This is a genomic window from Verrucomicrobiota bacterium (assembly GCA_027622555.1).
Classification (GTDB): domain Bacteria; phylum Verrucomicrobiota; class Verrucomicrobiia; order Opitutales; family UBA2995; genus UBA2995.
On record JAQBYJ010000190.1, the window covers coordinates 1 to 7,213 of the forward strand.

Genomic DNA, 7,213 nt, shown 5'->3' on the forward strand with positions numbered 1-7,213 from the left:
TGTCTGTGCGATCTCGGACCGGGATTACGGTCCCATGTACCATGCTGAAAAACGGGCGGCTGAAACCGGTCAAGTTCTCCGTGAAGGCGCAACCCTGATTGTTAAAGAAAAAAATGAAATCCTCGAGCCCGAGGAGGGTCAGCGACGATTGGCCAGGAATGCTGCCTTGCCAATTATTTGGGTAATTAGCGCCATATTTGTGGGCATATTATTAGTGGGTCGTTTCCGAATGTTGGGGGAAGGTGTACCCTTTTCCTTTGGATCGCTCACGCATTGGCGGGAGGCGTTTGGCTATGCAACGAATCCCAGGTATGGCGAGTCGGGATCCATGATAATCCTTGCTTTGGCTGCACTTACCGGAGGTGTTTGGGCGATCCTGTTATCCTCAATCAGTCGTGTACTAACTCCGAAAAATGCAATGAAGGCATATTTGCAGGCCTTTCCAACCTTATGGATGGCGGCGTTTATCCTAATCATGGCATGGGGAATGAAGGAGATTTGCACCACGGGCCTCCACACGGACAAATACCTGTTTTCATTATTGGGTGATCGATTACCGGTTTGGACGTTGCCTCTTTTGACCTTCTGTATCGCTTCCGGAATGGCGTTTGCAACAGGTACCAGTTTTGGAACCATGGGCATACTGATTCCTGTCTTATTGCCGCTGGCGTACAGTCTGGGAGCTTATGATGGTGAAACGAACATCTATTTCTGGCTGACCTCCGCTGCGATTTTGGACGGTGCGATCTTCGGGGATCATTGTAGCCCTATAAGCGATACGACTGTTCTATCGTCTATAGCCTCGGGTTGCGATCATATCGACCACGTGAGTACGCAGATTGTCTATGCTTTGTCTGTGATGATTATGGCCGCCGGATGCGGATACCTGGCCATTGGAATGGGGCTTCCGCTGTGGTTCTTTTTTGTTATGTTTCCCTTGTTAACTGCCGGAGTCTTCTTTGTCTTTGGGAAAAAAGTCGTCAATAATTGAACTTAAATTGAATCTTTAAGGGAATCCTCACTCGTATTCTTAGCTATGTGCAGTCTTATGAAGCCAAAAATCCTGATATCGGCGGTATTCTTTTTCATACTGCTTGCTTGGTTTCTTATCCCTCAATCGTTTCGTCCTTCCCAAGAAACTGAAGAAAGACCAACGAAGCCAGGTCTACTTCAAACTTCTCTCGGTTCTTCAAAAGAATCCCCGGCAAGTGATCTCACATCGCTTGAGGATAAATTGCGATTTCGGTTGTTGGGCGAATTGGAAACGCTGAAACAAGTACACGGGGAGCTTGAGGGGCAGGCGGTTATAAAAGGACTATTTACCTGGTTGGACAACGAACCTTCTGAAATCGCCGCCAAGTCCGTTCAAGCCGTTCTGGAAAGTGGTGTTGATGCGTTTGCCTTCGGACGATTTTCCCCGGGTGCAGATGGGTTTCTACAATCCTACCCCACATTCCGGACAGCTCTGCTGGATAGGTTGGAGAAATTGGATCCGGCGTTGGCTGTGGAAGTCGGCAAGGCCATTTTAAATGCTTCGGAGAAGGTCGATGAGTGGGCCATTTCATTACGAACCTTATCGCGTCACGGGGCTTCGCGGTCGGATGAGCAATTTTTAAATACCAAAGTGCAGGAGCTTCTGCTTCGGGAGACCTGGCTGGAAGAACCCACATTTTCGTTTTTGCACGCATTTGATGCGGTTGTCCAAGCTGGGCAATTAGCAAGCATTGAACGATTGGGTGAATTAATGACCGAGCCACCCAACCGTGCCGTCGGTCATGCCGCAACCATCTCGGTTGACCGGTTCTTTCAGCAGCATGCCGCAGTTGGAGCCAACTACTTGGTAGAGCATCCTGATTTTTTAAACGCCTCGTCTGGATTTCGGGCCACCTTGATCGCTCGAGTGAATCCAATTAATAGCAATGAAATGGCGGTGGCTGAAAGGTATTTGGATACCCAGGCTTTTTCAGAAGAGGAGAAACGAACGTTTCTACAAACATTTCCAAACTTTAATTCCACTTTTTCATTTAACCTGATAACCGGTTCTTTATTGATACCCCGGGAGGTTATGCGCGAGCGAAGCGTCGCTGCATACAACCAATTGTCTGTTTGGTTAAATGAAGACCGGTACCCGGAATTTAAGGACGAAATAACCAACACAGTCAATCGGCTGGCCAGAACATGGAAATTGTAAAACGGATGCATAGGTCCCAAAAAGTTTTGGTATTATTAATTCCACTGCTTGGTTTTCAGCTTCTCTACGGAGAATCGGAACCCCTGGATCCGAGTGATGCTGGGATGGCTCCTTATGTTTTCGCTGGTAGGGTTTTTGGCGGATCTACGGCAAACAGCAGTTTACTTTCTGGTAGTGGTATGGCTGTGGGTCCTGGTGTCGTTTTAACTGCGGCGCATGTTTACTGGAAAGAATCCTGGGTGGATGTTGATGGGGATGGGGAACTCGACGAACTACCTGCTGGTGCTTCTCCCTGGTTGGCTTTTCGGCAATGGTATCCTGCTGCGTCATCTTCTCAGAGTGAATCGTTCGAGAATGTTGCTTCTGTTGTGAGCCTTGCAAGTTACGACGATGTCTTGCACCAATACGATAAGAACAGGCGGGATGCCACATCGCCTTTCGAAGCTTTTAACCGGGATTCATTATTGCTGGTTTTTAGTGACGATACGGCAACTCCTCATGGGATATTGCGGGCGCATCCTCAGGCTGCTGAGTCTGGTTTCCTGGGGGGGAAGAACTTCTTTGAAGTTGTTGGGTACCCTTCTGGTAAATATAGTGGATCGGACTCCCGAAAGTGGAGGGTGCATACGACCTTGGAAAAAGGCACCTTAACCGTGACACCCGTCCCTTCTCTCGTCTTTGACGGTGGTTATACCTATGAGAACCGACTCTATACGGGTGGTGATGAGCTGGACAGTTACTCGGGAAACAGTGGTGGTCCCGTGATTGCCAGGGCCGGCGAAACGGAGCCTTGGCTGATCGTAGGGGTTTATGTAGGATCCAATGCTTTGTTTCGTGGAATGGATGGAGAGCTCTCCGCAATGATCGATGCCGCAACGGCAGGCCAAATTACTGGCAACATCCCCCAGTTTCGTTTTTCGGCAAGCGAGGTAAGTCTGACCGAAGGTGGAAATTCGATGCCTTTGGGCGTTGAACGACTGGGAAGTGCGACGGGTGCTGTCAGCGTTGAATTACAAGTGGTGGATTTAACTCCAGGGGCTGCACATGATTATTCTCATACCTTTGATCTTCAATGGGCCGATGGAGATTCAGAAATGAAGGAGATCATCATACAATCGCCGGAAGACGAATTGCGGGAAGGTCGAGAAACCCATTTACTCTATTTGAATGCTACGGATCTTCAGTCGTTGGCTATCCCGAACAAGGCAGTCGTCACTGTAGAGGACAACGACCTTAATGGTCCCCTCGACCAATGGACTATTGTTGATGAAGTAGGTGCTGTAGATTATAGTGAGGTTGTATTTGCCGAAGGAAAGTTTGTGAGTGTTGGGGCAACGAACGCGGTTCATTGGACGCCTGATTTTCAGGATGTCGGGGTGCTGGATTTTCCAGGACTCAATCGACTATATCAACTTACCCATGCCCAAGGGATTTTTGTCGGATGTGGTGAAGGACCTCAGTTGATAGTATCCGAAAATGGTGTTGATTGGGAAATAGTAGAACTACCCACCTCTGTTAGTATTCTTTCCATCCAATACGGGTTAGGCTTATTCGTGGGAGTGGGCGGTATTGATGCCAATTCATTCAGCCAGGGTGAAATCTGGGTATCGGAAGACGCTCGAACCTGGACGAAAGTTTATGATGAACGCCATGATCAGTTTGACGATGTCGAGTTCGGAAATGGAATATTCCTGGCGCGTGCCGGTAGCGATTTTTATAGTTCCAGCGATGGAATAAATTGGCAGAAGTTGGTAACTCAAGGGATTTCGAACATGGCGGGTGACGTGGAATTCGGGGATGGAGTTTTTGTAAATGCGGATCGATTGGGTGGAATTTATATAACCGAGAACGGGGTCGACTGGAGTCAGGTAAGAGACGCAGATGAAGAGGCCTATTACGGAGTTGGATTTCGAAATGGTTATTTTATTGCCACCGGAATTTCCGGGAAACTCTCAACTTCATCCGATGGAGGATTGACCTGGATCGATCGATTTCCTCCTACCAATGAAAGTCTTTGGCATGGAATTACCGCTGTTGGAAAAATGGTTGTTATCGGAAACAACGGATTACTTATGACAGCCGATCTTCCGGAATATTTTGATTTTCGACATGAACCTGATAGCCAGCGAGTGTTATTAGGTTCTGATGTGAGTTTCTTCGCCGAATTCGTAAGTTCAGTAGAAGCCACCTGGTTATTTCAATGGCAGAAAGATGGGCAAGACCTGGCAGGAGAAACAGCTTCGACACTTAATTTGTCTTTGGTTTCCTTCGACGATTCCGGAGATTATCAAATGGCTGTTAGGGGAGGTGGAGAAGAATACCGTTCAACCGTGGCCGCTTTGATTGTCGATGCACAAATTGCTGCACCGGCTAACCTGACTGTTTCAACCTCGACCAGTAGGGGCGTAACTCTTTCCTGGGAGGACTTGTCGATTGGAGAAACCGGATATCTGATTGAGCGCCGAAAATCAGGTTCGGATTCTTGGGAAATAATAACGACTATCGCTGAGGATTCAATTAGCTATCTGGACCGTTTTCTTTCTCCGGAAACCAGTTACGAGTATCGTGTTTCTACCATCTCCGATGGGGAGATTGTTTTTACGGATTCCGATTCTATTCAAACACAGCCAGCCACCGATTTCGTAAATCTTTCTACACGTGGCCTCGTTGGAAGCAATGATGAGGTGATGATAGGTGGATTTATTATTCCTGAAGGTCCCGATATGACTCTTTATATTCGGGGACTCGGACCCAGTCTTCAAGGTAGTGGGATTTCCAGTACTATAAGAGATCCAAAATTGAAATTAACTAGATCACTGGTAGCCGAGCCACTTGTAATTATTAATACGGACTGGATGGATTCGGTGAATCTGGATTCTATTCTAGCGACCCAGCTACTGCCTGGCGACGAACGTGAGAGTGCGATTTATGCAACTCTACCATCGGGAAGCTACACTGTAATACTCAGTAATGAGATCGACGAACTTCCTGCCGTGGGAATGATTGAAATCTATGATGCAACTGAAGGGTGTTCAGATTGTCGCTTGATCAACCTTTCGACTCGTGGACTGGTCGGGTCTGGGGATGAGTTGATGATTGGTGGCCTGGTGGTAATCGGTCTTGCAGAAAAAGGAGTCTTGGTTCGGGCCCTTGGTCCTGGTTTAACGGACGTTGCATCGACATTGGTGGATCCTATTTTGAAAATGGTTCCGAATGTGGGTCAAGTGGTGAGTATTGACGATTGGTCGGATTCTGCAGATGCCGAAATTATCGCCGGCTTTGGGTTGTCATTGTTGGATGATAAGGAAGCAGCAGGGATATTTCAAATACAGCAAGGAGCCTATTCTTTTCAGATTTCTGGAGTTGGAGGAACGACTGGAGTTGCCTTGTTTGAAATCTACGAAATTGAATAATCAACTCCCGTCCAGCAGGTAGCGGATGGTTTCTTGAGCTTGTTCGCCATATCCGCCTCCAAACAGAAAGTAATGATTCAACTCGTGGTAGAGATTGTACAATCGTTTTCGTTTCGAGTAACCTGGATGTAACGGAAACGAATTGTGATAGGCATTATAAAACGAACCCGAGAATCCGCCGAACATTTCCGTGAAAGCCAAATCTGCTTCACGATCACCATAGTAACATGCCGGATCATAAAGCACCGGTTCGCCATTGTTATCGAAACCCAAATTACCTCCCCAAAGATCTCCGTGAAGCAAGGAGGGCATAGGTCGATAGTCGCCGAAAAATGAATCGATTGTTTCAAGCAGTTCCTTTTTCCTGGTGAAAAATAGACCCTTCTTTTCGCACAGGTTGAATTGGAAATCGAGTCGATGATTCGTGAAGAATGTAATCCAATCGTGCTCTTTCCGATTTAATTGGGGAGTGCGGCCGATGAAATTGTCGATGTGCCAACCAAACTGTTTATCGGTTTGGTTATGGAAATTCGCGAGCTGGTTTCCCAATTTTTCCATGCTATCTTTTTGCGCTGCTTGCATTGGAATAAACTCAAGTATCAGCACCGCAAATCCTTCGATTTCATCTACGAGTATAACCTCAGGGCAGCGGATTGTCTTTGAACGTTTTATGGCTTTAAGACTTTCCGCCTCGGCCTCGAACATCGAACGATACTCTCGACTATTCAGTTTAACGAAGTAGGTCCCATGAGTTGTTTCCAGAGCTTGGGTGTTGTTGATGCAGCCACCTCCAATCGAACGATTGTTTTTATAGGAAAGCTGAGTCCCAAGTTTATTAGCCAGCTTTTTGCAAATGGCAGCCCACATCGTTTTTTCTAAATGGTCTGCCGTTCCAGGATATATTTGATCAAATTTGAGCAGCCTTCTTCCACCATATCCAAAACGATATCAAAGCCTTTTCCACCTCCGTAGTAGGGGTCAGGCACTTCAGGCGGGTTCTCGGGATCGATGAATTGGCCAAACAATTTAAGCTTGGTCCGGGATTCTCCCGGAGGCATGGCGGCAACCAGGTCTGCTAGGTTGCGGTTGTCCATGGCGAGAATCAGGTCAAAGTTTGAAAAGTCACTTTCACGGTATTTACGCGATTGTCCGAAAAAAGAGATGGAACGGCGAGCCGCAGCCGCCCGCATTCTTGAATCGGGTGGTTGGCCAGCGTGCATACCAATGGTACCGGCGGAATCACAGCTTATTTTGGAAGTCAGGTCTTGTTCTTCCAACTGCTTTTGAAAAACACAATGAGCGGCCGGGGAACGGCAAATATTACCCCAACAAACGAATAAAACTTTAAAGGAAACCATGATTGAGAAGAGGGATATTTGTTGTGATTGAGTTCTTGAGTCGAGGATTCAATTATTCTATAACAATTCAACTTTATTGAAGGACTTTAATTCTGCTTAACTTATCCATTGTGTTTTTAGCTGTTATTCTCCCCGTTTTTTTGTGGATCGCCGTGGTTATTCTCCTGGGAGTTGTAATTTATTTAGGTTCTTCGCTATTTTTAGTGGAATGAACAAATAAATTGTTTGAAGGTGAGGACCTATGAGTCCTG

Annotated in this window: 5 protein-coding genes; 3 read left to right on the top strand and 2 right to left on the bottom strand. The window is 46.8% G+C overall.

The genetic code is table 11. The features are described 5' to 3' along the window. The 3 genes from O3C43_24210 to O3C43_24220 all read left to right on the top strand — a co-directional run. On the top strand, positions 1 to 991 hold a 991-nt coding region (locus O3C43_24210; GenBank protein ID MDA1069591.1), incomplete at its 5' end, for a hypothetical protein. A 57-nt stretch (positions 992 to 1,048) separates the two neighbouring features. Further along, positions 1,049 to 2,191 carry a hypothetical protein gene (locus tag O3C43_24215; protein MDA1069592.1) on the top strand — a complete coding sequence of 381 codons (1,143 nt, stop codon included), beginning with the start codon at positions 1,049 to 1,051 and terminating at the stop codon, positions 2,189 to 2,191. A gap of 5 nt (positions 2,192 to 2,196) precedes the next feature. Continuing rightward, positions 2,197 to 5,604 (top strand): fibronectin type III domain-containing protein, encoded by a 3,408-nt coding sequence (locus O3C43_24220; GenBank protein ID MDA1069593.1) that lies wholly within the window; start codon positions 2,197 to 2,199, stop codon positions 5,602 to 5,604. Here O3C43_24220 and O3C43_24225 read toward each other — a convergent pair whose 3' ends face one another. Beyond that, positions 5,605 to 6,471, bottom strand: coding sequence for a fructosamine kinase family protein (locus O3C43_24225; protein ID MDA1069594.1), 867 nt, complete (start codon positions 6,469 to 6,471; stop codon positions 5,605 to 5,607). Positions 6,472 to 6,479: 8 nt separating this feature from the next. Further along, complete coding sequence (locus O3C43_24230; protein ID MDA1069595.1) at positions 6,480 to 6,962, bottom strand: low molecular weight phosphotyrosine protein phosphatase; 483 nt, start codon at positions 6,960 to 6,962, stop codon at positions 6,480 to 6,482. Between the last annotated feature and the right edge of the window lie 251 nt (positions 6,963 to 7,213).

Excerpts from the sequence above, each read along its gene's own strand:
- O3C43_24215 (MDA1069592.1), top strand. The coding sequence starts at position 1,049 with ATGAAGCCAAAAATCCTGATATCGGCGGTATTCTTTTTCATACTGCTT.
- O3C43_24220 (MDA1069593.1), top strand. The coding sequence starts at position 2,197 with ATGCATAGGTCCCAAAAAGTTTTGGTATTATTAATTCCACTGCTTGGT.
- O3C43_24225 (MDA1069594.1), bottom strand. The coding sequence starts at position 6,471 with ATGTGGGCTGCCATTTGCAAAAAGCTGGCTAATAAACTTGGGACTCAG.
- O3C43_24230 (MDA1069595.1), bottom strand. The coding sequence starts at position 6,962 with ATGGTTTCCTTTAAAGTTTTATTCGTTTGTTGGGGTAATATTTGCCGT.